Annotated in this window: 23 protein-coding genes and 1 pseudogene; 13 read left to right on the top strand and 11 right to left on the bottom strand. The window is 72.8% G+C overall.

Features of this window, described 5'->3' with window-relative positions:
* The 4 genes from AF335_RS00675 to AF335_RS00660 all read right to left on the bottom strand — a co-directional run bounded on the left by AF335_RS00675 (position 1) and on the right by AF335_RS00660 (position 3,769).
* On the bottom strand, positions 1 to 678 hold the full coding sequence (locus AF335_RS00675; RefSeq protein ID WP_102916965.1) for a hypothetical protein: 678 nt from the start codon (positions 676 to 678) through the stop codon (positions 1 to 3).
* 119 nt (positions 679 to 797) lie between these two features.
* On the bottom strand, positions 798 to 1,619 hold the full coding sequence (locus AF335_RS00670) for a thioredoxin domain-containing protein (protein ID WP_102916293.1): 822 nt from the start codon (positions 1,617 to 1,619) through the stop codon (positions 798 to 800).
* 81 nt (positions 1,620 to 1,700) lie between these two features.
* On the bottom strand, positions 1,701 to 2,378 hold the full coding sequence (locus AF335_RS00665) for a hypothetical protein (RefSeq protein WP_102916292.1): 678 nt from the start codon (positions 2,376 to 2,378) through the stop codon (positions 1,701 to 1,703).
* A 62-nt stretch (positions 2,379 to 2,440) separates the two neighbouring features.
* A complete protein-coding gene (locus AF335_RS00660; protein WP_102916291.1) occupies positions 2,441 to 3,769 on the bottom strand; it encodes a DUF2252 domain-containing protein in 1,329 nt (442 codons plus the stop codon).
* A gap of 179 nt (positions 3,770 to 3,948) precedes the next feature.
* Here AF335_RS00660 and dnaE point away from each other — a divergent pair, with 179 nt between their 5' ends.
* Complete coding sequence (gene dnaE / locus AF335_RS00655) at positions 3,949 to 7,500, top strand: DNA polymerase III subunit alpha (protein ID WP_102916290.1); 3,552 nt, start codon at positions 3,949 to 3,951, stop codon at positions 7,498 to 7,500.
* Between the two features lie 104 nt (positions 7,501 to 7,604).
* On the opposite strand, the gene AF335_RS36100 is transcribed toward dnaE, so the two are convergent.
* A complete protein-coding gene (locus tag AF335_RS36100; RefSeq protein WP_260421951.1) occupies positions 7,605 to 7,733 on the bottom strand; it encodes a hypothetical protein in 129 nt (42 codons plus the stop codon).
* 296 nt (positions 7,734 to 8,029) lie between these two features.
* On the opposite strand from AF335_RS36100, the pseudogene AF335_RS00650 reads away from it, so the two are divergent.
* From AF335_RS00650 to AF335_RS00635, 4 genes and pseudogenes are all read left to right on the top strand, one after another.
* Positions 8,030 to 9,338: pseudogene (locus AF335_RS00650) on the top strand (NYN domain-containing protein).
* A 248-nt stretch (positions 9,339 to 9,586) separates the two neighbouring features.
* The gene (locus AF335_RS00645) at positions 9,587 to 10,558 is read left to right on the top strand and encodes an ABC transporter ATP-binding protein (RefSeq protein WP_102916289.1); all 972 of its coding nucleotides are present in this window, start codon (positions 9,587 to 9,589) and stop codon (positions 10,556 to 10,558) included.
* 49 nt (positions 10,559 to 10,607) lie between these two features.
* The gene (locus AF335_RS00640) at positions 10,608 to 11,462 is read left to right on the top strand and encodes an ABC transporter permease (protein WP_102916288.1); all 855 of its coding nucleotides are present in this window, start codon (positions 10,608 to 10,610) and stop codon (positions 11,460 to 11,462) included.
* Positions 11,463 to 11,521: 59 nt separating this feature from the next.
* Positions 11,522 to 12,145, top strand: a complete 624-nt coding sequence (locus tag AF335_RS00635) for a hypothetical protein (protein WP_102916287.1) — start codon at positions 11,522 to 11,524, stop codon at positions 12,143 to 12,145.
* A gap of 6 nt (positions 12,146 to 12,151) precedes the next feature.
* On the opposite strand, the gene AF335_RS36785 is transcribed toward AF335_RS00635, so the two are convergent.
* The 4 genes from AF335_RS36785 to AF335_RS00620 all read right to left on the bottom strand — a co-directional run bounded on the left by AF335_RS36785 (position 12,152) and on the right by AF335_RS00620 (position 15,402).
* Complete coding sequence (locus tag AF335_RS36785) at positions 12,152 to 12,226, bottom strand: hypothetical protein (RefSeq protein ID WP_483409768.1); 75 nt, start codon at positions 12,224 to 12,226, stop codon at positions 12,152 to 12,154.
* A 93-nt stretch (positions 12,227 to 12,319) separates the two neighbouring features.
* The gene (gene ybaK, locus AF335_RS00630; protein ID WP_102916286.1) at positions 12,320 to 12,817 is read right to left on the bottom strand and encodes a Cys-tRNA(Pro) deacylase; all 498 of its coding nucleotides are present in this window, start codon (positions 12,815 to 12,817) and stop codon (positions 12,320 to 12,322) included.
* A gap of 20 nt (positions 12,818 to 12,837) precedes the next feature.
* On the bottom strand, positions 12,838 to 13,575 hold the full coding sequence (locus AF335_RS00625; protein ID WP_102916285.1) for an LON peptidase substrate-binding domain-containing protein: 738 nt from the start codon (positions 13,573 to 13,575) through the stop codon (positions 12,838 to 12,840).
* A 225-nt stretch (positions 13,576 to 13,800) separates the two neighbouring features.
* A complete protein-coding gene (locus AF335_RS00620; protein WP_102916284.1) occupies positions 13,801 to 15,402 on the bottom strand; it encodes an oxidoreductase in 1,602 nt (533 codons plus the stop codon).
* A gap of 163 nt (positions 15,403 to 15,565) precedes the next feature.
* Between AF335_RS00620 and hisD the strand changes: the two genes are divergently transcribed.
* Genes hisD through hisF form a run of 8 tightly spaced genes read left to right on the top strand, consistent with a single transcriptional unit; the run spans position 15,566 to position 21,351 of the window.
* Entirely contained in the window at positions 15,566 to 16,942 is a 1,377-nt protein-coding gene (gene hisD, locus AF335_RS00615) for a histidinol dehydrogenase (RefSeq protein WP_376697797.1), read from the top strand.
* Entirely contained in the window at positions 16,939 to 18,066 is a 1,128-nt protein-coding gene (locus tag AF335_RS00610; protein WP_102916283.1) for a histidinol-phosphate transaminase, read from the top strand. The genes hisD and AF335_RS00610 overlap by 4 nt, the downstream gene beginning before the upstream one ends.
* Positions 18,063 to 18,656, top strand: coding sequence for an imidazoleglycerol-phosphate dehydratase HisB (gene hisB / locus AF335_RS00605; RefSeq protein ID WP_087928524.1), 594 nt, complete (start codon positions 18,063 to 18,065; stop codon positions 18,654 to 18,656). The genes AF335_RS00610 and hisB overlap by 4 nt, the downstream gene beginning before the upstream one ends.
* Positions 18,653 to 18,820 (top strand): hypothetical protein, encoded by a 168-nt coding sequence (locus AF335_RS34320; protein WP_170127552.1) that lies wholly within the window; start codon positions 18,653 to 18,655, stop codon positions 18,818 to 18,820. The genes hisB and AF335_RS34320 overlap by 4 nt, the downstream gene beginning before the upstream one ends.
* Complete coding sequence (gene hisH, locus AF335_RS00600; RefSeq protein WP_102916282.1) at positions 18,817 to 19,461, top strand: imidazole glycerol phosphate synthase subunit HisH; 645 nt, start codon at positions 18,817 to 18,819, stop codon at positions 19,459 to 19,461. The genes AF335_RS34320 and hisH overlap by 4 nt, the downstream gene beginning before the upstream one ends.
* A gap of 8 nt (positions 19,462 to 19,469) precedes the next feature.
* Positions 19,470 to 20,195, top strand: a complete 726-nt coding sequence (gene priA / locus AF335_RS00595) for a bifunctional 1-(5-phosphoribosyl)-5-((5-phosphoribosylamino)methylideneamino)imidazole-4-carboxamide isomerase/phosphoribosylanthranilate isomerase PriA (RefSeq protein ID WP_102916963.1) — start codon at positions 19,470 to 19,472, stop codon at positions 20,193 to 20,195.
* Positions 20,192 to 20,599: a RidA family protein gene (locus AF335_RS00590; protein WP_102916281.1), complete on the top strand. Its 408-nt coding sequence runs from the start codon at positions 20,192 to 20,194 to the stop codon at positions 20,597 to 20,599. Before priA ends, AF335_RS00590 begins: the two co-directional genes overlap by 4 nt.
* Positions 20,596 to 21,351, top strand: coding sequence for an imidazole glycerol phosphate synthase subunit HisF (hisF, locus tag AF335_RS00585; protein WP_102916280.1), 756 nt, complete (start codon positions 20,596 to 20,598; stop codon positions 21,349 to 21,351). The genes AF335_RS00590 and hisF overlap by 4 nt, the downstream gene beginning before the upstream one ends.
* A gap of 112 nt (positions 21,352 to 21,463) precedes the next feature.
* Here the strand turns inward: hisF and AF335_RS00580 are convergent, their stop codons facing one another.
* Together AF335_RS00580 and AF335_RS00575 are read right to left on the bottom strand one after the other, a co-directional pair.
* Positions 21,464 to 21,973 carry a DoxX family protein gene (locus AF335_RS00580; RefSeq protein WP_102916279.1) on the bottom strand — a complete coding sequence of 170 codons (510 nt, stop codon included), beginning with the start codon at positions 21,971 to 21,973 and terminating at the stop codon, positions 21,464 to 21,466.
* A 104-nt stretch (positions 21,974 to 22,077) separates the two neighbouring features.
* On the bottom strand, positions 22,078 to 22,710 hold the full coding sequence (locus AF335_RS00575) for a TIGR03085 family metal-binding protein (protein WP_102916278.1): 633 nt from the start codon (positions 22,708 to 22,710) through the stop codon (positions 22,078 to 22,080).
* Positions 22,711 to 22,737: the final 27 nt, after the last annotated feature.

Raw genomic sequence — 22,737 nt, 5'->3', positions numbered from 1 at the left:
TCAGGCGAAGGCCGGGCAGCGGGGCGGTCCACGCCGCACCACGGAGTGGACGAGGAGCGGGAGGGTGTACGCGGGCGGGGTGCGGCGCACGGGGCGTACGGGGCCGCCGCCCGGGTGTACGGCCGCGACGGGCGTGGCGACGGCGAGCAGCAGGGGGCGGAACGCGGAGGCGGCGACGGCGCGCAGCAGCCGGCCGAGGGCGACCTCGCCGCGGCGCAGCCAGGCGGCGGCCAGCAGGCCCACCGCGACATGGCAGACGAGCAGCAGCCAGGGCAGGGCCGTGTCCGGGGCGGCCCGGCCGGGGTCCTGCTGGGCGGCGAGCCGGGCCAGCGGGGTGCCGAAGTCACCGCCGCGGCAGACCAGATCGAGGCCGATGGAGTGCAGCGGGCCCGCGATCGGGCCGCCGGCCCGTCCGTAACAGGCGTGCTGGCCCGTGGTGAAGACGGTGTCCGCCGTCAGCTCCAGCGGGACGAGCAGGGCGGCGATCCGCCCGTAGCTCCGCTCCCGGCCGGCCAGCGCGTAGGAGACCGCGAAGAAGGCGGCCGACAGCGCGGCGACGGTGGGGAGCGGCAGCGGCGCCCGCGAGAGCAGGACGTGCGAGGCCGCGGACAGGGTGACGCAGAGTGCGGTGAAGAACGCCGCGCGTAGCGCCCGCAGTCGAACTCCCGTCCCCTCCATGAGGTCGAAGTGTGCCACGGCCGCGGTTAAGTGTCGTGTCAAGATTCGGCATCAGTGGGGGGAACGGGACACCCGGGGCGGCACCGGCCGCGGCGGGCCGGCGCCGGGCCCGGCGGGGGTCAGGACTTCAGCTCGTCACCGACCGCCTTGTTGAACTGGTCCGGCGTGATCGGGACGTTCTTCCCGTCCGACGTCAGCTTCTTCCCGTCCAGCTTCAGGGTGGGGGTGCCGGTGACGTCCTTGTTGGCGTCGAAGGCGTCCGACACCTCCAGCGCCCACTTGTCGAAGGTGCCGTCCTCGACGTTCTTGCGGAACTCCGCGTTGTCCTTCAGCGCCGGGACGGTGTTCGCGATCTTCAGCAGGACGTCGTCCTTGGCGTAGTCGTCCTTGGTCTCCTGCGGGTGGTTGTCCTTGGCGTAGAGCGCCTTGTTGTACGCGGTGAACGCCTCGGGGCTGACGTCCAGGGCCGCGCCGAGCGCGCTGAGGGCGTTCTTCGAGCCCACCCCGCCGAAGTTCCGGTCGAGGAAGGTCGCGATGTGGTACGAGACCTTGTACTTGCCGTCCTTGACGTCCTTCTCCAGCGTGTCGCCGACGTTCTGCTCGAAGACCGAGCAGATCGGGCAGCGCATGTCCTGGAAGAGGTCCAGCGTGTGCTTGGCCTTCTTGTCGCCGACGACGATCTCGGTGCCCTTGTCGCCCGCGGTGTTGGCGGGCTTGACCAGCTCCTTCTTCGACGCCGCCGCCCAGGCGGCGTCCGTGCCCTTGCCGCCCAGCTGGGTCACGGCGACGACGATGCCCGCCGCGATCGCCAGGACCGCGACGACGCCTCCGCCGACGACGAGCTGGCGGCGGGTCCTGTCCTTCTTGGCCTGGCGCTCGCGCTCGGCGCGCAGCCGCTCGCGGGCCGCCTGCTTGTTCTGCTGGCTGTTGCGCTTGCTCATGGTGCCGACTTCTCCGTGTGGTGTGCCGTGGATCTCCGTGCGGTACGTCCCGGGGCGCCCGCGCCACACGCGCCGCGCCGCTCAGCCGAAGGCGAGAGCGGGAGCGGGGGCGAAGGCGGTGCCGGGGACGGGGCCGGACGGCGGCCCGCGGCGGATCACGGAGTGGAGCAGCAGGGGCCGGGCGCCGGGCACGCGCGCGTGGCGTGCGGGCCGGCGCGCCGGGGCGGCGGGGTCCGTGGCCGCGCCGGCCGCGGCGGCGGCCAGCAGCAGCGGGCGGAAGGCGACCGCCGCCACGGCGCCGAGCAGCCGGCCCAGCGCCGCCTCGCCGCGGCGCAGCCAGACGGCGGCCAGCAGCCCGACCGAGAGGTGCGCGGCGAGCAGCAGCCAGGAGGCGGTGCCCGGGCCGCCGACCGGCGCGGACGGGGCGAAGGAGGCGCCGACGCTGCCGCCGCACAGCGCGGTGAGGGCCCCGGGCACGGGGTGGCCGTCCGCGCCGTAGCAGCTCTGCTGGCCGGTGGTGAAGAGGGTGTCGGCCGCCAGCTCCAGGGGGACGAGGAGGGCGGCGATATGGCCGAAACCGCGCTCCTTGCCCGCCAGGGCGTAGGCGAGGACGAAGACGCCCGCGGCCACGGCGGCGACCGTCGGCACGGGCAGGCCCGTGCCGGACAGCAGCACGTGGGAGGCGGCGGAGAGCAGCACACACAGCGCTGTGAACAGCGCCGCGCGCGATGCCCGCAACCATGCCGCCGAAATGTCCATGAGAACCGAGTCTGTCATGGACCGTGTTAAGCGCGGATCAAAGGGCCGGAAGGCCCGGGACCTCAGAGGCCGGGGATGCGGCCGTTGCGGAAGAGGTCCACAAAGATCTGGTGGTCCGCGCGGGCCCGCGCCCCGTAGGAGTGCGCGAAGTCGACGAGGAGCTCCGGGAAGCCCTTCTCGTCGGCGGCGATCGCGGCGTCGATGGCGCGCTCGGTGGAGAAGGGCACCAGCGAGTGGCCGCTGTCGGCGTCCGCGACGGCGTGCATGGTGGCGGTGGCCCGGCCCAGGTCGGCGGCGACGGCCGCGATCTCCTCGGGGTGGTCGATGTCCGACCAGGCGAGGTCGACCGCGTAGGGGGAGTCCTCGGCGACGAGCTGGCCGACGCCGTCCAGCTCGGTCCAGCCGAGCCACGGGTCGGCGTGCGCCTGGAGCGCGCGCTGGGAGATCACGGTGCGGTGGCCCTCGTGCCGGAAGTAGGCGCGCACGTCGGGGTCGGCGACGTGCCGTGAGGCCGCCGGGACCTCGGCCCGCTTGATGTAGATCACCACATCGTGTTCGAGGGCGTCGCTGCCGCCCTCCAGGAGGAGGTCGAAGCCGGGCCGGCCGGCCGAGCCGATGCCCATGCCGCGGCGGCCGACCACGTCCTTGACGCGGTAGGAGTCGGGGCGGACCAGGCTCGTCGCGGGCAGCGTCTCCAGATAGCCGTCGAAGGCGTCGAGGACCTTGTAGCGGGTCGCCGCGTCGAGCTCCACGGCGGTCTTCCCGGCGCTGAAGCGGCGCTCGGCGTCCCGGATCTCGGTGGTCGCGTCCAGCAGCCCGACGCGGGTGCGCGAGCGGGCCCCGCGCAGCGCGTTCAGGACGTGGCCCTCGGCGGTGTCGAGGGTGAAGCGGGCCGGGGCGTCGTCCTCCGCGGCCCCCGTCGCGAGGGCGTGGACGCGCTCGCGGTAGGCGGCGGCGTAGGCCCGCACGACGTCGCCGATCTGCGGGTCGCCGAGCGCCTTGGCGTGCCCGAGCAGGGCCGCGGACGCGGCGAAGCGCCGGAGGTCCCAGGTGAAGGGGCCGACGTACGCCTCGTCGAAGTCGTTGACGTTGAAGACCAGGCGGCCCGTGGCGTCCATGTAGGTGCCGAAGTTCTCGGCGTGGAGATCGCCGTGGATCCACACCCGGCTCGTCCGCTCGTCCAGGTACGGGCCGCTGTCCGCGCCGTCCGCCAGGTCGGCGTAGAAGAGGCAGGCCGTGCCCCGGTAGAAGGCGAAGGGGGAGGCCGCCATCTTCCGGAACTTCACGCGGAAGGCCGCGGGGTCGGCCGCGAGCAGTTCGCCGAAGGCGGTGTCGAAGACGGCGAGGATCTCCTCGCCGCGCTGCCCGGTCCGGTCGTGCTGGAGCGCCATCTCAAGGTCCTCCTGGGAGTCTGCCGCGGATCCGCGGGCCGCGCGCCCGGCGGGACGGGTCGTCCCGAGGGGTCCAACGCCCGGGGGTGCGGCCGAGTGCCGGTGGATGTCAGTGCGGGCCGGTAACCTTCAAAGCTGTCTCCCCGCTGTCGCCGACCCGCCGCCGGAGGTCTTCCACCGTGACCGCCTCGTCCAAGCCGCCCTTCACGCACCTGCACGTCCACACGCAGTACTCCCTGCTGGACGGCGCGGCGCGGCTCAAGGACATGTTCAATGCCTGCAATGAAATGGGCATGACACACATTGCCATGTCCGACCACGGCAACCTGCACGGGGCGTATGACTTCTTCCACTCCGCGCAGAAGGCCGGGATCACCCCGATCATCGGCATCGAGGCATATGTCGCCCCCGAGTCCCGGCGGAACAAGCGGCGCATCCAGTGGGGCCAGCCGCACCAGAAGCGGGACGACGTCTCCGGTTCGGGTGGTTACACCCACAAGACGATCTGGGCGGCCAACGCCACCGGTCTGCACAACCTCTTCCGGCTGTCCTCCGACGCCTACGCCGAGGGCTGGCTGACGAAGTGGCCGCGGATGGACAAGGAGACCATCGCCCAGTGGTCGGAGGGCCTGATCGCCTCCACCGGCTGCCCCTCCGGCGAGCTCCAGACCAGGCTCCGCCTCGGCCAGTACGAGGAGGCCCGCAAGGCCGCCGGTGAATACCAGGACATCTTCGGCAAGGAGCGGTACTTCCTGGAGCTGATGGACCACGGCATCGACATCGAGCGCCGCGTCCGCGAGGACCTGCTGAAGATCGGCAAGGAGCTCGGCATCCCGCCGCTGGTCACCAACGACTCGCACTACACCTACGCCCACGAGGCCACCGCCCACGACGCCCTGCTCTGCATCCAGACCGGCAAGAACCTCTCCGACCCCGACCGCTTCCGCTTCGACGGCTCGGGCTACTACCTCAAGTCCACGGACGAGATGTACGCCATCGACTCCTCGGACGCCTGGCAGCAGGGCTGCGCCAACACCAGGCTGGTCGCCGAGCAGGTCGACACCGAGGGCATGTTCCAGTTCCGGAACCTGATGCCCAAGTTCGACATCCCCGAGGGCTACACCGAGGTCACCTGGTTCCGCGAGGAGACCATGCGGGGCATGCACCGCCGCTTCCCCGGCGGGATCCCCGACGACCGCATGAAGCAGGTCGAGTACGAGATGGACACCATCATCTCGATGGGCTTCCCGGGATACTTCCTCGTGGTCGCCGACTTCATCATGTGGGCCAAGAACCAGGGCATCGCGGTCGGCCCCGGCCGTGGCTCCGCGGCCGGCTCGATCGTCGCCTACGCCATGGGCATCACCGACCTCGACCCGATCCCGCACGGCCTGATCTTCGAGCGGTTCCTCAACCCCGAGCGCATCTCCATGCCCGATGTCGACATCGACTTCGACGAGCGCCGGCGCGCCGAGGTGATCCGCTATGTGACCGAGAAGTACGGCGCCGACAAGGTCGCCATGATCGGCACCTACGGCACCATCAAGGCCAAGAACGCCATCAAGGACTCCGCCCGCGTGCTGGGCTACCCGTACGCGATGGGCGACCGCCTCACCAAGGCGATGCCCGCCGACGTCCTGGGCAAGGGCATCCCGCTCTCCGGCATCCTCGACCCGAAGCACCCGCGCTACGGCGAGGCCGGCGAGATCCGCGGGATGTACGAGAACGAGCCGGACGTCAAGAAGGTCATCGACACCGCGCGCGGCGTCGAGGGCCTGGTCCGGCAGATGGGTGTGCACGCGGCCGGCGTGATCATGTCCAGCGAGACCATCACCGACCACGTCCCGGTCTGGGTCCGGCACTCCGACGGCGTCACCATCACCCAGTGGGACTACCCGAGCTGTGAGTCGCTCGGCCTGCTGAAGATGGACTTCCTCGGCCTGCGCAACCTCACGATCATGGACGACGCCGTCAAGATGGTGAAGGCCAACAAGGGGATCGACATCGATCTCCTGAGCCTGCCGCTCGACGACCCCAAGACCTTCGAGCTGCTCCAGCGCGGTGACACCCTCGGCGTCTTCCAGTTCGACGGCGGCCCCATGCGGTCCCTGCTGCGGCTGATGAAGCCCGACAACTTCGAAGACATCTCCGCCGTCTCGGCCCTGTACCGGCCGGGCCCGATGGGCATGAACTCCCACACGAACTACGCGCTGCGCAAGAACAAGCAGCAGGAGATCACGCCGATCCACCCGGATCTGGAGAAGCCCCTCGAAGAGGTCCTGGCCGTCACCTACGGTCTGATCGTCTACCAGGAGCAGGTCCAGAAGGCCGCCCAGATCGTCGCCGGGTACTCCCTCGGCGAGGCCGACATCCTCCGCCGCGTCATGGGCAAGAAGAAGCCCGACGAGCTGGCGAAGAACTTCACGATCTTCCAGGCGGGCGCCCGGAAGAACGGCTACACCGACGAGGCGATCCAGAAGCTGTGGGACGTGCTGGTCCCCTTCGCCGGCTACGCCTTCAACAAGGCCCACTCCGCCGCGTACGGCCTCGTCTCGTACTGGACCGCCTACCTCAAGGCGAACTACCCCGCCGAGTACATGTCCGGGCTGCTCACCTCCGTGCGCGACGACAAGGACAAGTCGGCGATCTATCTCAACGAGTGCCGCCGCATGGGCATCAAGGTGCTCCCGCCGAACGTCAACGAGTCCGAGGCCAACTTCGCCGCCCAGGGCGACGACGTGATCCTCTTCGGCCTCACCGCCGTCCGCAACGTCGGACAGAACGTGGTCGACTCGATCATCCGCAGCCGCAAGTCGAAGGGGAAGTACGGCTCCTTCCCCGACTTCCTCGACAAGGTCGAGGCCGTCGTCTGCAACAAGCGCACCGTCGAATCGCTGATCAAGGCCGGCGCCTTCGACGAGATGGGCCACACCCGCAAGGGCCTCACCGCGCACTACGAACCGATGATCGACAACGTGGTCGCGGTCAAGCGCAAGGAGGCCGAGGGACAGTTCGACCTCTTCGGCGGCATGGGCGACGACACCGCCGACGACGGCCCCGGCTTCGGCCTGGACGTGGAGTTCTCCGACGTCGAGTGGGAGAAGGCGTACCTCCTCGCGCAGGAGCGCGAGATGCTCGGCCTCTATGTCTCCGACCACCCGCTCTTCGGCATCGAGCACGTCCTCAACGACAAGGCCGACGCCTCGATCTCCCAGCTGACCGGCGGTGAGCACGCCGACGGCGCGATCGTGACCATCGGCGGCATCATCTCGGGCCTCCAGCGCAAGATGACCAAGCAGGGCAACGCCTGGGCCATCGCCACCGTCGAGGACCTCGCGGGCTCCATCGACTGCATGTTCTTCCCCGCCACCTACCAGCTGGTCTCCACCCAGCTCGTCGAGGACGCCGTCGTCTTCGTCAAGGGGCGGCTCGACAAGCGCGAGGACGTCCCCCGCCTGGTCGCCATGGAACTGATGGTCCCCGACCTCTCCAACGCGGGCACCAACGCCCCCGTGATCATCACCATCCCCACCGTGAAGGTCACCCCGCCGCTGGTGGAGAAGCTCGGCCAGGTCCTCACCCACCACCGGGGCGCCACCGAGGTCCGGATCAAGCTCCAGGGTGCCCGCAGCACCACCGTGCTCCGGCTGGACCGCCACCGGGTCACCCCCGACCCGGCCCTCTTCGGCGACCTCAAGGTGCTCCTCGGCCCCTCCTGCCTGGCCGGCTGAGCCCCACCCGCACCGGGCCCCGCCGGGGCCCGGTGCCCCCGTGCACGACCGGGGGGCGCGCCCGCATCAGCGGGACGCGCCCCTCAGGTGCGTCAAGGCGCCGGTCAGTTGTGGCCGAAGCGCTTCTGGCGGCCCTTGCGTGCCATGTCGCCCGGGGTGACCTGCTGCGCCCGCTGCTCCGCCTGCGACTCCAGCGAGGAGCTCTTGGCCTGCTGCGCCCCGCGTTCGGCCACACTCTGAGACTGTGGCGTCTTCCGGTTCTTGTTCTTGGCCATGCTGCCGTGCCTCCACCTCGGGATGACCCCCTCGGCTCACCCTCGCACGCATCTCCGAAGCGTGCATTTCGGGTAATTACCGTGGGTGATAGGTGCACTTACCGCCGCGGGGCCGTATCCGCCACGCCGAAGATCCAGTTCGGACTGATAACCCCCGCACGGTCGGGCAGACTCCAAGGAAAGCCAAGGAAAACCAGGGCACGACCGTGCCGGGGGGCGACCGCACTTCTGGACTGACAGAAAGAGGGTGGAACGTGGACCGCTGCGTCGTCCTGGTGGACGCCGGCTATCTGCTGGGCGCCGCCGCGAGCCTGCTGGCCGGGGAGCCCGCCCGGTCCCGCATCACCGTGGACCACGCGACCCTCATCCAAGGGCTGCGCGAACGCGCCGAGGCCGAGACCGAACAGCCCCTGCTGAGGATCTACTGGTTCGACGGCGCCCCCGACCGGGTGCCCCAGCCCGAGCACCGCCGGCTGCGCGTCATGCCCCGGGTGACCGTCCGGCTGGGCGCCCTGACCCGCAGCGACGGCCGCTGGGCACAGAAGGGCGTCGACGCCGCCATGCACGCCGAGCTCACCGAGCTCGCCCGCAACCGCGCGTGTTCGGACATCGTCCTCGTCACCGGCGACGGCGACCTCCTGCCGGGCCTGATGTCCGCCAAGGAACACGGCGTCGCCGTCCACCTCTGGGCCGTCCAGGCCGCCGACGGCGACTACAACCAGTCCGAGGACCTCGTCGCCGAGGCCGACGAGCGCCGCGTCCTCGACCGCACCTGGATCACCCGGGCCGTGCGGGCCAAGGAACTCACCGGCATCTGCGCCCCGCCCCCCGCACCCCGCCCCGAGATCGCCGCGATCCTCTCGGCCCCCTGCCGGAGACCGCCGCGGCCGCGGCGGCCGCCGCCGCGAGCCGCGCCGCCGACACCCGCCCGCCCGAGCGCAACGGCACCGCCCGCCCCGCGCCCGCCGCCCCTGCCCGGACGGCGGGCGCGGGCATCAGGACGGCCCGGAGACCCCGGCCGCCCGCGGCGTCCCCACCCCGAAGGACCTCGCCGGCCTCGGCCGCGGCCCCGTCGGCCAGCCCCCGGCCGCCGTCACCCCCGCCCAGAGCTCCTCGGCCTCCGGCCTCGCCCCCAACGCCACCCTGCGCTGGTCCTCCGACAAGGGCTGGGTCGAGCGCGGCGCGGGCACCGGGCTCGGCGAACCCCCCGAAACGGCCTCGCTCCCCATGCTCGCCCAGCTCACCAGCGCCGAACAGCGCTGGGCCGACCGGGAGGAGGACATCACCACCGTCGGCGGCGACCCCTTCGAGGTCGGCCAGGTCTTCGCCCGCCGCTGGACGGAGCGGCTCACCGACTCCGTACACCTCCAGCACCTGTCCACCGAATACCCCCGCATCCCGCACCGCATCGACGGCGAGCTGCTGCGCTACGCCGCCCGCTTCGGCCTCCTCGCCCACAAGGACGACCAGATCGACGAGCACGACCGCTACGCGATCCGCGCCGGCTTCTGGCGGGAGATCGACGCCCGCACGGCCGCGGAGCACGCCCCGGCCGGCGACTGACCCGCGCCGGCCCGCCTCGCCTCGCCCGTCCCCCCGTTCCCCGGCCCTCCCGGGAGCGGGGGGACGACGGCTTTCCGGGGCCGTCTCCCGCCGGGTGCCCGCCGCGCCACGACTTTCCGGACGCCATTCCCGGCCACGGTGTGCCCCCGGAGCAAGCCCGGACCGCCGAGCGCGTACCCTCATAGCTCGTGAGGACGGGCGCGAAACAGGCGGAACGGGGCTCCCCGGGGCGGACGGCGGACGACACGGTGTGCACCGTGCGCGGCCTCGTGAAGACCTACCCCGCCGCGCGCGGGCGCCGTGGCACGCCCGGCACCGCCGCCGTGCGGGCCAGCGACGGCATCGACCTCGAGGTCCGGCGCGGCGAGATCTTCGGCCTGCTCGGGCCCAACGGCGCCGGCAAGTCCACGCTCGTCCGCCAGCTCACCGGGCTGCTCCGACCCGACGAGGGCAGCGTCGACCTGCTCGGCCACGACCTCGTGCGCCACCCCGAGCGCGCCTCCCGGCTGGTCGGCTACCTCGGCCAGGAGTCCACCGCCCTCGACGAGCTGACCGTCTCCCTCGCCGCCGAGACCACCGGCCGGCTGCGCGGCCTGGACCTGCGGGCCGCCCGCGCCGAGCGCGACGCCGTCATCGACGAGCTGGGGCTCGCCCCGATCGCGGGCCGCCCGCTGCGCAAGCTCTCCGGCGGTCAGCGTCGGCTCGCCTGCTTCGCCGCCACGCTCGTCGGCGACCGGCCCGTGCTCGTACTGGACGAGCCGACCTCCGGCATGGACCCGGTGGCCCGCCGGGCCGTCTGGGCCGCCGTCGACCGCCGCCGCGCCGAGCGCGGCGCGACGGTGCTGCTCGTCACCCACAACGTCATCGAGGCCGAGACCGTCCTCGACCGGGTCGCGGTGCTGGAGCGCGGCCGGATCATCGCCTGTGACACCCCCGCCGGCCTCAAGGAGCTCGTCGGCGACGAGGTGCGCGTCGAGCTCGTCTGGCGGGACGAACCGCCCCTGCACGTGCCCGAGGTCGCCGCCCTGCGCGAGGCCGCGCAGGGCTCCGGCCGGCACTGGCTGCTGCGGCTCGCCCCCGCCGAGGCCCGCGCCGCCGTCGCCGCCGTGACCGGCGGCCCCGCCTTCGCCGCGCTGGACGACTTCACCCTCGCCACCCCGAGCCTGGAGGACGTCTACCTCGCGCTGGGCGGCCGGGCACAGGGGTTGGTGAAGGGGTGAGCGCCCGCACCACCAGGCGTCAGTCAGTACCGAAGAGGAGCACCGCGGCGTGACTGCTGTATCCGCAGAAGCGGCCCCCGGGCGGACCCGGGCCCAGGGCGGCGAACGCCACGACCGGGCCGGCGCCGGCCGCCCGTCCGGCGCCGGAGCCGCCGCGCTCGCGCCCCGGGCGCGGCTGCTGCCCGCGCTCGACGCCGTCTACCGGGCCCAGCTGTCCCGGGCCCGGGTGGCGCGGATCCCGCTGCTGTTCGTGGCGACCTTCCAGTCGGTCGGCATCATGGTCCTGATGCGCGGCGTCGTGGACGGCGGCGACGAGGCGCGGTCCGTGGTGGCCGGCTCCAGCGTGCTGGTCGTGGCGTTCGTCGCGCTCAACCTCCTCGCCCAGTACTTCGGGCAGCTGCGCGCGAGCGGTGGCCTCGACCACTACGCGACGCTGCCGGTGCCGCCGGCCGCGGTGGTGCTCGGCGCGGCCGGCGCGTACGCCTCCTTCACCGTGCCCGGGACGGCCGTCACCGCCGTGCTGGGCAGCGTGATGTTCAAGCTGCCGATGGCCCACCTGTGGGTGCTGGCGGCGGTGATCCCGCTGTCCGGCGCCGCCCTGGCCGGGCTGGGCGCCGCGCTCGGCCTGCTCGCGCCCCGGCAGGAACTGGCGACCCTGCTGGGCCAGCTGGGCATGTCGGCGGCGCTGCTGCTCGGCGTGCTGCCCGCCGCCCATATGCCCGCGCCGCTCGTCCTCGCCCGTGACCTGCTGCCCTCCACCTACGGGGTGGAGGCGCTGGCCCGCAGCTTCGACGCCCGCCCCGACTGGCTGCTGATCGCCGCCGACCTGGGCGTGTGCGCCGCCGTCGGCGTGGTCTCCCTGGCCGTCGCGACCTGGGCCTACCGGCGGGCGGCCGTACGGTGACGCGCCCGACCGGCGGTCCTGCGGCCAAGGGCGCGCCGGACACCTGGCACGATGACAGGGTGACCGCACCCCTTACCCCGCACGACCAGCCGCCGTCCGAGGGCCCCGTCGGCCTCCCCACGGCCGGGCGGACCCCCGAGCAGGCCGCCGAGCGGCGCGCGGAGCTGCGGGAGGGCGCGTTCGCCGGTGCGGCGGTGGCGGTGGCCGGGCTGCTGCTGGGAGCGCTGTGGGCCTGGCTGGCCCCCAAGGTGCCGCTGATCTCGGACGGCAAGGCCGTCTACCTCAAGAGCACCGAGGGCGAGCAGGCGATCGGCGCGGACGGCACGTTCGCACTGCTGGCGCTGGGCTTCGGCGTGCTGAGCGCGGTCGTCGTCTTCCTGGTCCGCCGCCGGGGCGGGATCCCACTGGTCGCCGGGCTGGCGGCGGGTTCGCTGCTCGGCGCGCTGATCGGCTGGCGGCTGGGTATCCGGCTCGGCCCGGCCTCCGACGTGGTCGCGGCCGCGAAGTCGGCCGGCAAGGGCGTCGTCTTCGACGCCCCCCTCAAGCTTTCCGCCAAGGGCGTCCTGCTGGCCTGGCCGCTGGCGGCCATGGCCGTGCACCTCGTGCTGACCGCCGTCTTCGGCCCCCGCGACCCGGAACCCGAACCGCAGTGGCCCGGGCCCGGGGACCTGACGGCGGACTAGCCGGCGTCAGGCGGGCCGGCGGCCGTGGTTGGCCCGGCCCTTCCTCAGGCGCCAGCGGCGCTTACGGGTGCGCTTCGACATGGGCGTCCCCTCCCTGCGGGCGCGTGGACCGCTGCCCGCACCCTTGGTCGTAGCGAAGACGGCGCCAGGAGTCCAGCCCTCGCGGCGGGGCGCTCAGGAGCGGGCGATCGGCGCGACCACCGCGCCGGTGAGCGCCGCGAGATCGGCGGGGGCCAGCTCGACCTCCAGCCCCCGGCGGCCCGCCGAGACACAGACGGTCGGATGGGCGCTCGCCGAGGCGTCCAGCGCCGTCGGCAGCCGCTTGCGCTGCCCGAGCGGCGAGATCCCGCCGCGTACGTAGCCGGTGCTGCGCTCGGCGGCCGCCGGGTCGGCCATCGCCGCCCGCTTCCCGCCGACCGCCGCCGCCAGCGCCTTGAGGTCCAGCGAACCGGAGACGGGCACGACGGCGACGGTCAGGGCGCCGTCCACCTCGGCCACCAGGGTCTTGAAGATCTGCCCGGGGTCACGGCCCAGCGCCCGCGCGGCCTCCTCGCCGTAGGAGGCGACGGCCGGATCGTGGGGATAGGCGTGCACCGTGAACGCGGTACCGGCCCGCTCCAGGGCGACGATCGCCGGCGTCGGGCCGGACTGCTGCTTCCTGGACTTCTTCACGGGCGTCCTCCCGGTCGGGCTCAGTTGAGGCTGGTCGGCCGCTGAGTGAGGCCGACGGCCGGCAGCGACGGGAGCTTACCGATCAGCGCGGTCTCCGCCCGCAGCACCCTCAGCTCCTCCGCCAGCCGGCTCGCCGTGTCCGGCGCCTGGAGCAGCCGCTGCCGGGCCGGGGTGTCGAGCATCGCCGCCGCCGCGACCACGTAGGACAGCACGGACGGCTCGCCCGGCAGCTCCGCCCGGCCCGCGAGGGTGCTCTCCGCCGCCCCCGCCAGCCGCTTCTGGTACGCGCCGAAGGCCCGGACGACCCCCGAGGCGAGCGCGCCCGCGCCCTCGCCCCGCTCCTCCTCCAGGAACTCCACCTCACCCGTCAGATACGGGCCCGAGGCGTCGAGGGACAGCAGCCGGAAGCGGGTGGTGCCGGTGGCGAGGACCTCGTACGTGCCGTCCGGCCGCTCCCGGACCGTGGCCGCGTCGGCGGCGCACCCCACGGAGTAGAGGGACCTCATCGGGTCGGCACCGAAGCCGGAGGCGGGCCCGGGCTCCGGGAGCGAGCCGGCCGGCAGCCCCGGCGCGGTGGGCGCCACCTCGTGGCCGTCGCGGATGGCGACGACGCCGAAGCGGCGGGGCCGCTCCTCGGGCAGCGCGTCCAGGTCGCGCATCATCGCGCGGTAGCGCTGCTCGAAGACGTTCAGGGGCAGCAGGAGGCCCGGGAACAGCACCGAGTTCAGCGGGAAGATCGGAAGGCGCGCGGTGGTCACAGCGGGTAAGCCTAATGGCCTGGGCGGCCGGCCGGTTCGGAGTTTCCCTTCCGGCTGCCGGGGGTGCCGCTGCGCGGGGCTCTTTCCCCACCCCGCCCCTTCCCGAACGGGGCTCCGCCCCGGACCCCGGTCCTCAAGCGCCGGACGGGCTGATTTCAGCCCGTCCGGCGCTTGAGGACATTCGGGAAGGGGCGGGGTGGGGAAAGGTCCCGCGCAGCGCCCGCCTTACTGCCGCCGCAGGACCCGCGACGCCCCCGCCGCCACCGTCGTCGCCAGGATCCAGCCCAGCAGGATCAGCGCGCTCACCACCCACTGCGCGGCCCCCGTCGGCCGCCACGACGTGCCCTGGCCCAGGTCTATGACGGGCACCAGCAGATCGAGGGCGTACAGCTCCGGGTTCCACTGGGGGCCCTCGCCCTCCTTGAGGGGAGGGACCGGGTGCCAGGTGAAGTAGACCGCGGCGGCCGCCCAGAGCACCGCCATCCACAGGGCCGCCCGCCCCGGGCGGTAGCCGTACGCGACCGTCCAGTCCTGGAGGTAGCCCCACGCCTTGCCGGCCAGCGGCAGCGTCTCGCGGCGGCGCCGCTGCTTGGCCAGCTGGACCGCCCGCGCGTCCGCGTCCTCGCCGCTGTCGCGCAGGACGCCCGCCAGCCGTTCGTAGGGCTCCGGGGCGTACTCCGGGGTGGCGGCGGCCACCCACTCCAGCCGGGTGGCGAGCGGGAAGTGGCCCAGCGGTATCAGGTTCTCGTAGAAGAAACCGGCCATCACCAGGCCGCCCGGCCCCGGCCAGCTGTCGGCCCGGTCGACGAGGTTGACGACCCGGGCCCCCGAGAGCACCACCCGCCCCCGCGACAGCCACTCCCCGAGGAAGCGCAGCTCGGGCGTCTGCACCCGGCGCAGCGACAGCTCCTGGTCCGCCTCCATCGTGAACCGGGCCTGGCTGAGGTCCACCGCGTCGCCGAACCGGCCGTCGTCCAGCCGGGCACCGCCCCGGCACTCGAAGTGCTGCACACGGGTGCCCTGCTCGGGGGTGTTGATGACGCCGTACGGGGGAGTGGCGCCGGAGGCGAAGGCGGTGCCGCTGATCCAGGCGCCCGTCAGATACAGGGTCCGCTCCACCGTCAGCTGGGGTGCGTTGAGCGCGCGCCGGCCGTAGGGGTTGCTGAGCGTGCTGCCGCGCAGGCTGAGCGAGGCCCCTATCTGCGCGCCGCGCATGCTCAGCTCGCCGTACGAGCGCATCATCTCGGCCTGGAGGTCCTGCCCGACCGTCATCCCGTCGGCCGCCACCGAGACCCCGCGCCGGTCCCGGCGCACCACCAGCTGGTTGAGCAGCAGGTCCGTGCCTATCTGGGCGTCCGTCAGCCGGATGCCGGTCTGCACCGTGCAGCGCGGCAGGTGCAGATCGCCCTCCGTCCGCAGCCGGGCGGCCTCCAGCCGGGGGAGGACGCAGCCGACCAGCCGCAGCGTGGTGAAGTGGCTCTCCGGCAGCAGGACCTGGTGATCGAAGCGGCAGTTGTGCAGCTCGACGTACGGCACGACCGTGCCGCCGGACAGGTCGAGGGTGCCGGTGATCCGGGCGCCGTTGAGCTTGAGGGCCGCGACCCGGCCCGGCCGGGCGGGCGGGCCCGCCAGCAGCAGCAGGGCCACGACCTGGGCGCGCACGCTCCGCTCGGGACCCCATGGGTGCGGGCCGCCCGGGTCGTTCCGCTCGGGATGGGGGGTGCGCAGATCGTGGGTGCTGCCGGTGCGGAACGCCTCCCACATGCCCCACTCGGCGATGGTCAGCTCCAGGCCGGCGGGCGGCTCGCCGCCCTGCGACTCGGTCACGGTCCGTACCCCCTCCCGTCCCGTAAACCCCTGGGTACCGTCCCCATTCCCGCCATGTGACCGGTTGAACACTGATAGTGAGAACCGAATGTCACTCGTTGGCAGGTATCACTGGGTGGTACGGGGAGCCGTGCGCCGGTAAGGGTCTGAGACAATTAACGGTGTGATCTCCCGAATCGATCTGCGTGGCACCGCCACCGCCCCGGGCTCCCTTTCCGCCCGGGACGCGGCCGGCATCGACCGCGACCTGCTGCCCCGAGCCGAACTCGACGTCGAGGCCGCCCTGGAGAAGGTGCGGCCCATCTGCGAGGACGTGCATCATCGTGGCACCGCGGCCTTGATCGATTACGCGCATCGGTTCGACGGCGTCACGATCGACCGGATCCGGGTCCCCGCCGAGGCGATCTCCCGTGCCCTCGAGGAGCTCGACCCCGCCGTGCGCGCCGCGCTGGAGGAGTCCATCCGCCGCGCCCGGATCGTCCACCGCGAGCAGCGCCGCACCGACAAGACCGTCCAGGTCGTGCCCGGCGGCACGGTCACCGAGCGCTGGGTGCCCGTGCAGCGCGTGGGGCTGTACGTGCCGGGCGGCCGGTCCGTCTACCCCTCGTCCGTGATCATGAACGTGGTGCCGGCCCAGGAGGCCGGTGTCGAGTCCATGGCCGTCTCCTCCCCGCCCCAGGCAGACTTCGGCGGACTGCCGCACCCGACCATCCTGGCCGCCTGCGCGCTGCTGGGCGTCGACGAGGTGTACGCCGCGGGCGGCGCCCAGGCCGTCGCCATGTTCGCGTACGGCACCGAGGAGTGCCGCCCGGTCAACATGGTCACCGGCCCCGGCAACATCTGGGTCGCCGCCGCCAAGCGGCTGCTCAAGGGCCGCATCGGCATCGACGCCGAGGCCGGCCCCACCGAGATCGCGATCCTCGCGGACGCCACCGCCGACCCCGTGCACGTCGCCGCCGACCTGATCAGCCAGGCCGAGCACGACCCGCTGGCCGCCTCCGTCCTCGTCACCGACTCGGAGGACCTCGCGAGCGCGGTGGAGAAGGAGCTGGAGACCCAGGTCGCGCTGACCCGGCACATCGAGGACCGGATCGTGCCCGCGCTCGCCGGCCGCCAGTCCGGCATCGTCCTGGTCGACTCCGTCGACCACGGCCTCGCCGTCGTCGACGCCTACGGCGCCGAGCACCTGGAGATCCAGACCGCGGACGCCGCGGCCGTCGCGGCCCGGGTGCGGAACGCCGGCGCGATCTTCGTCGGCCCGTACGCCCCCGTCTCGCTCGGCGACTACGCCGCGGGCTCCAACCACGTGCTGCCCACCGGCGGCTGCGCCTGCCACTCCTCCGGCCTCTCCGTCCAGTCCTTCCTGCGCGGCATCCACGTCGTGGACTACACCCGGGAGGCCCTGGCCGAGGTCGCGGGCCATGTGGTGACGCTCGCCGAGGCGGAGGACCTGCCGGCGCACGGCGCCGCGGTCAAGGCACGTTTCGCCGAAGGCGAACTGGACAAGCACAGTGACTGGAAGGTTCCGGACGGCAAGTGACGCACGAGACCCGTATCGACGACCTCCCCATCCGGGACGAGCTGCGCGGCAAGTCCCCGTACGGCGCCCCCCAGCTGGACGTGCCCGTACGCCTGAACACCAACGAGAACCCCTACCCGCTGCCCGAGCCCCTCGTCGCCCGCATCGCCGAGCGCGTCGCCGAGGCCGCCCGGCACCTCAACCGCTACCCCGACCGGGACGCGACCGAGCTCCGCACCGAGCTGGCCAAGTACCTCACCCGCACCGCCGGGCACGAGGTCACCATGCGGCACGTGTGGGCGGCCAACGGCTCCAACGAGGTCCTCCAGCAGCTGCTGCAGACCTTCGGCGGCCCCGGCCGCACCGCGATCGGCTTCGAGCCCTCGTACTCGATGCACGCCCTGATCTCGCGCGGCACCGGCACCGGCTGGATCCCCGGCCCCCGCCGCGAGGACTTCACCATCGACGTGGCGGCGGCCGAGCGCGCCATCGCCGAACACCGGCCGAACGCCGTCTTCGTCTGCTCGCCCAACAACCCCACGGGCACCGCGGTCGGGGCGGAGACGGTCCTGCGGCTGTACGAGGCCGCGCAGGCGGCCAGGGCGGACACCGGCGGAGCGCTCGTCGTCGTCGACGAGGCGTACGGCGAGTTCAGCCACCACCCCTCGCTGCTCCCGCTGATCGAGGGCCGGCCGAACCTCGTCGTCTCCCGCACCATGTCCAAGGCGTTCGGCGCGGCCGGACTGCGCCTCGGCTACCTCGCCGCGGACCCCGCCGTCGTGGACGCCGTCCAGCTCGTCCGGCTGCCCTACCACCTGTCCGCCGTCACCCAGGCCACGGCCCTCGCCGCCCTGGAGCACACCGACACCCTGCTCGGCTACGTCGAACAGCTCAAGACCGAACGCGACCGCCTCGTCACCGAGCTGCGCGCCATGGGCTGCGAGGTGACCGACTCGGACGCCAACTTCGTGCAGTTCGGCCGGTTCGCGGACAGCCCCGCCGCCTGGCGGGCCATCCTCGGCCACGGCGTGCTGGTCCGGGACAACGGCGTACCGGGATGGCTGCGGGTTACCGCCGGCACCCCCGCCGAGAACGACGCGTTCCTGGACGCGGTCCGCGCAGTACTGAAGGAGAACCAGCGATGACCCGCGTCGGGCGCGTCGAGCGCACCACGAAGGAGACGTCCGTCCTCGTCGAGATCGACCTCGACGGCACCGGACAGGTCGATGTGTCGACAGGGGTCGGATTCTTCGACCACATGCTCGACCAGCTGGGCCGCCACGGCCTCTTCGACCTCACCGTCAAGACCGACGGCGACCTGCACATCGACACCCACCACACCATCGAGGACACCGCCCTCGCGCTCGGTGCCGCCTTCCGGCAGGCACTCGGCGACAAGGTGGGCATCTACCGCTTCGGCAACTGCACGGTCCCCCTGGACGAGTCCCTCGCCCAGGTCACCGTCGACCTCTCCGGCCGCCCCTACCTCGTGCACACCGAGCCCGAGAACATGGCGCCGATGATCGGCACCTACGACACCACGATGACCCGCCACATCCTGGAGTCGTTCGTCGCGCAGGCTCAGATCGCCCTGCACGTCCACGTCCCCTACGGCCGCAACGCCCACCACATCGTCGAGTGCCAGTTCAAGGCCCTCGCCCGGGCGCTGCGCTACGCCTGCGAACACGACCGGCGCGCCGCCGGAATCCTTCCCTCCACGAAGGGCGCCCTGTGAACGGCCTCTCCACCACCCTGATCGTCGTCGGCCTCTTCCTGGTCGGCGGCATCATCTCCTTCGCCAAGCAGGGCATGCCCAAGAGCATCATCGTGCTGCTCGGCATAGGTGCCACCATGTGCCTGGCCGCCGGCACCCTCAGGATCGAAGGACTGTGGTCATGAGCGCCCCGAAGAAGAAGGTCGTCGTCTTCGACTACGGCTTCGGCAACGTCCGCTCCGCCGAGCGCGCCCTCGCCCACGTCGGCGCCGACGTCGAGATCACCCGCGACTACGACAAGGCCATGACCGCCGACGGACTGCTCGTCCCCGGCGTCGGCGCCTTCGACGCCTGCATGCGCGGACTGCGCGCGGCCCGCGGCGACTGGATCGTCGGCCGCCGGCTCTCCGGCGGCCGCCCCGTCATGGGCATCTGCGTCGGCATGCAGATCCTCTTCGAGCGCGGCATCGAGCACGGCGTCGAGACCGAGGGCCTCGACGAGTGGCCCGGCGCGGTCGAGCCGCTCAAGGCCCCCGTCGTCCCGCACATGGGCTGGAACACCGTCACCCCGGCCGAGGACTCCCGGCTCTTCGCCGGCCTCGACGCCGGCACCCGCTACTACTTCGTGCACTCCTACGCCGTGCGCGAGTGGGGCTTCGAGATCACCGCGGACCACATCCGGCCTCCCCAGGTCACCTGGGCCACACACGGCGAGCCCTTCGTCGCCGCCGTGGAGAACGGGCCGCTGTGCGCCACCCAGTTCCACCCCGAGAAGTCCGGCGACGCCGGCGCCCAGCTGCTGACCAACTGGATCGAGACCCTGTGAGCCCCCAGATGCCGAAGCTCGAACTCCTCCCCGCGGTAGACGTCCGCGACGGCCGGGCCGTCCGCCTCGTCCACGGCGAGTCCGGCTCCGAGACGTCCTACGGCGACCCGCTGTCCGCGGCCCTCGCCTGGCAGCGGGCCGGCGCCGAGTGGCTGCACCTGGTCGACCTCGACGCCGCCTTCGGCACCGGCGACAACCGCGCCCAGGTCGCCGAGGTCACCCGCTCCATGGACATCAAGGTCGAGCTCTCCGGCGGCATCCGCGACGACGCCTCGCTCGCCGCCGCCCTCGCCACCGGCTGCACCCGCGTCAACCTCGGCACCGCCGCCCTGGAGACCCCCGAGTGGGTCGCCAAGGTCATCGCCGAGCACGGCGACCGCATCGCCGTCGGCCTCGACGTCCGCGGCACCACCCTCCGCGGCCGCGGCTGGACCCGCGACGGCGGCGACCTCTACGAGACCCTCGCCCGCCTCGACGCCGAGGGCTGCGCCCGCTACGTCGTCACCGACATCGCCAAGGACGGCACCCTCCAGGGCCCCAACCTGGAGCTGCTGAAGAACGTCTGCGCCGTCACCGACCGGCCGGTCGTCGCCTCCGGCGGTGTCTCCTCCCTTGACGATCTGCGGGCGATCGCCACGCTGGTACCGGAGGGCGTCGAGGGCGCCATCGTCGGCAAGGCCCTCTACGCCAAGGCGTTCACCCTGGAAGAGGCCCTGGAGGCTGTGTCCGTATGACCGATTCCCCCGCACCGCGGCGCGTACAGTCAGACAGCTCCTGGGAGCAGACGATCGGCTTCGCACGCGCCGTGGCGGCGGGGGACACGGTCCTCGTCGCCGGCACCATGCCACTGGCCGGCGGCGTCCTGCACGGCGAGGGCGACCCCTACGAGCAGGCGCTCGCCGCCTTCCGCAACGCCCTCGCCGCCCTGGGCGAGTTCGGCCTCGGCGCCGCCGACGTCATCCGCACCCGTATGTACCTGACCCACGCGCGCGACGTGGACGCGGTCGGCCGCGCCCACCACGAGCTCTTCGACGCGGTACGGCCCGCGGCGACCCTGGTCGTCGTCTCCGGCTTCGTCGACTCGCGCGTCCTGGTCCAGGTAGAAGTAGAAGCTTTTAGAGGAGCAACGAGCACATGAGCCTGGCGGTCCGAGTCATCCCCTGCCTGGACGTGGACAACGGCCGGGTCGTCAAGGGCGTCAACTTCCAGAACCTCCGCGACGCCGGCGACCCCGTCGAGATGGCCAAGATCTACGGGCAGGAGGGCGCCGACGAGCTGACCTTCCTGGACATCACCGCCTCCTCCGGCAACCGCGAGACCACCTACGACGTGGTCCGCCGCACCGCCGAGCAGGTCTTCATCCCGCTGACCGTGGGCGGCGGCGTCCGCGCCGCGGCCGACGTCGACAAGCTGCTGCGGGCCGGCGCGGACAAGGTCGGCGTCAACACCGCGGCCATCGAGCGGCCCGAGCTGATCCAGGAGATCGCGGAGCGCTTCGGCCGGCAGGTGCTGGTCCTCTCCGTAGACGCCCGCCGCACCGCCTCCGGGAGCTTCGAGGTCACCACCCACGGCGGCCGCCGGGGCACCGGCCTGGACGCCGTGGAGTGGGCGCACCGCGCGGCCGAGCTGGGCGCCGGCGAGATCCTGCTGAACTCCATGGACGCCGACGGCACCAAGGACGGCTACGACACGGAGATGATCCGGGCCGTGCGGAAGCACGTCTCCGTACCGGTGATCGCCAGCGGTGGCGCGGGCCGGCTGGAGCACTTCGCGCCCGCGGTCGACGCCGGGGCGGACGCGGTCCTCGCCGCCTCCGTCTTCCACTTCGGCGACCTCCGGATCGCGGACGTCAAGGGCGCCCTCCGCGAGGCGGGCCACCCGGTCCGCTGAGGATTGTTCCGGGGCTCGGTCTCCCAATCGCCGGGCGGGCTGATTTTCAGCCCGTCCGGCGATTGAGGACATTCGGGAAGGGGCGGGGTGGGGAAAAATCCCCGCCGCCGCTCTAGTCCCGCGTCAGAACGATCGCCAGCGCCGCCACCGCCGCCAGCAGGATCGCCCCCACCCCGTACGACAGCCGGTGCGCCCGCACCACCGGCAGGTAGTGGTCCACCGCGTACCGCCCCGGCCCCGTGAGCGCCAGCCCCGCCGCCGCCACGGCGATCAGCAGCGTGAACTCCACACCGGCCGGCAGGAAGAAGTCTCCCCACGTCACCACCAGCGCGTTGATCATCGTGCCCAGCACGGCGGCCGCCGCCAGCGGGGTGAGCAGACCCAGGAACAGGCCCACCCCGCCGAGCGTCTCGCTGAGGCCGGCCACGACGGCCATCGCTTTGCCCGCCGGATAGCCCGACTGGGTGAAGAACTTCCCCGTCATGTCGATCCCGGGGCCGTCGAACCAGCCGAAGAGCTTCTGCGTCCCGTGCCCGGTCATGATGAGGCCGATCACCAGACGGAACAGCAGCAGCCCCAGGGAGACCCCCGTCGGCAGCGCTGTGGCCGCCGGGCCGCCCATGGGGCTGCCGAGAGGACTGGTCAGGGAGGTGGTTCTGTGGCGGGATGCCATGTCGGGCACCTTCTTCCGGTCGGGATCCGGGTGGCCCCTCGCCCTCAGGGGGCTCAGAAACCCAGTGTCGCCCCACTCAGCTTCGCGAGCGCGTCCGCGTCACCCTCGCGTTCCACCCGGGCCGCGCCCTGCCGGCCGAAGGCGAACAGCGTCAGCTCGCCCGGCTCACCGGTCACCGTCACCACCGGAGCACCCCGGTGCGCCACCGCCGTCCGCCCGTCGGGCCGCCGCAGCACCAGGCCCACCGGCGACCGGCGGCCCAGCATCCGCGCCACCCGCTCCAGCCGCGCCCACAGCGCGTCCGCGAAGACGGGGTCCGGCTCCCGGGGAGTCCAGTCCGGCTGGGCGCGGCGGACGTCCTCGGCGTGCACGAAGAACTCCACCGTGTTGGCGGCCTCGTCGACCGGCTTGAGGGCGTACGGCGACAGCCGCGGCGGCCCCGTGCGGATGAGCTGGATCAGCTCCTCGTACGGCTTCGCGGCGAACTCGGCCTGCACCCGCTCCAGCCGGGGCGCCAGCGCCTTGATCACGATTCCGGCGGAGGCGTCGGCCCGGCGCTCGCGCACCACGACGTGGGCCGCGAGGTCCCGGGCCCGCCAGCCGTCGCAGAGGGTGGGGGCGTCCGGGCCCGCCAGCTCCAACAGATCGGCGAGGAGCAGACGTTCGCGCTGCGCGTGGGTTGACATGCGGCCCAGCCTACGACTGGTGTCCCT

Source organism: Streptomyces eurocidicus (genome assembly GCF_002891295.1).
In the GTDB taxonomy this organism is placed as follows: domain Bacteria; phylum Actinomycetota; class Actinomycetes; order Streptomycetales; family Streptomycetaceae; genus Streptomyces; species Streptomyces eurocidicus.
This window is presented reverse-complemented; position numbering and strand designations above follow the sequence as displayed.

Bases quoted from the DNA above. Each gene is read 5' to 3' on its own strand.
- AF335_RS00665 (WP_102916292.1), bottom strand. From the start codon at position 2,378: ATGGACATTTCGGCGGCATGGTTGCGGGCATCGCGCGCGGCGCTGTTC.
- AF335_RS00575 (WP_102916278.1), bottom strand. From the start codon at position 22,710: ATGTCAACCCACGCGCAGCGCGAACGTCTGCTCCTCGCCGATCTGTTG.
- AF335_RS00675 (WP_102916965.1), bottom strand. From the start codon at position 678: ATGGAGGGGACGGGAGTTCGACTGCGGGCGCTACGCGCGGCGTTCTTC.
- AF335_RS00580 (WP_102916279.1), bottom strand. From the start codon at position 21,973: ATGGGCGGCCCGGCGGCCACAGCGCTGCCGACGGGGGTCTCCCTGGGG.
- priA (WP_102916963.1), top strand. From the start codon at position 19,470: ATGCCGAAGCTCGAACTCCTCCCCGCGGTAGACGTCCGCGACGGCCGG.
- AF335_RS00590 (WP_102916281.1), top strand. From the start codon at position 20,192: ATGACCGATTCCCCCGCACCGCGGCGCGTACAGTCAGACAGCTCCTGG.
- hisB (WP_087928524.1), top strand. From the start codon at position 18,063: ATGACCCGCGTCGGGCGCGTCGAGCGCACCACGAAGGAGACGTCCGTC.
- AF335_RS00660 (WP_102916291.1), bottom strand. From the start codon at position 3,769: ATGGCGCTCCAGCACGACCGGACCGGGCAGCGCGGCGAGGAGATCCTC.
- hisH (WP_102916282.1), top strand. From the start codon at position 18,817: ATGAGCGCCCCGAAGAAGAAGGTCGTCGTCTTCGACTACGGCTTCGGC.
- AF335_RS00670 (WP_102916293.1), bottom strand. From the start codon at position 1,619: ATGAGCAAGCGCAACAGCCAGCAGAACAAGCAGGCGGCCCGCGAGCGG.
- hisF (WP_102916280.1), top strand. From the start codon at position 20,596: ATGAGCCTGGCGGTCCGAGTCATCCCCTGCCTGGACGTGGACAACGGC.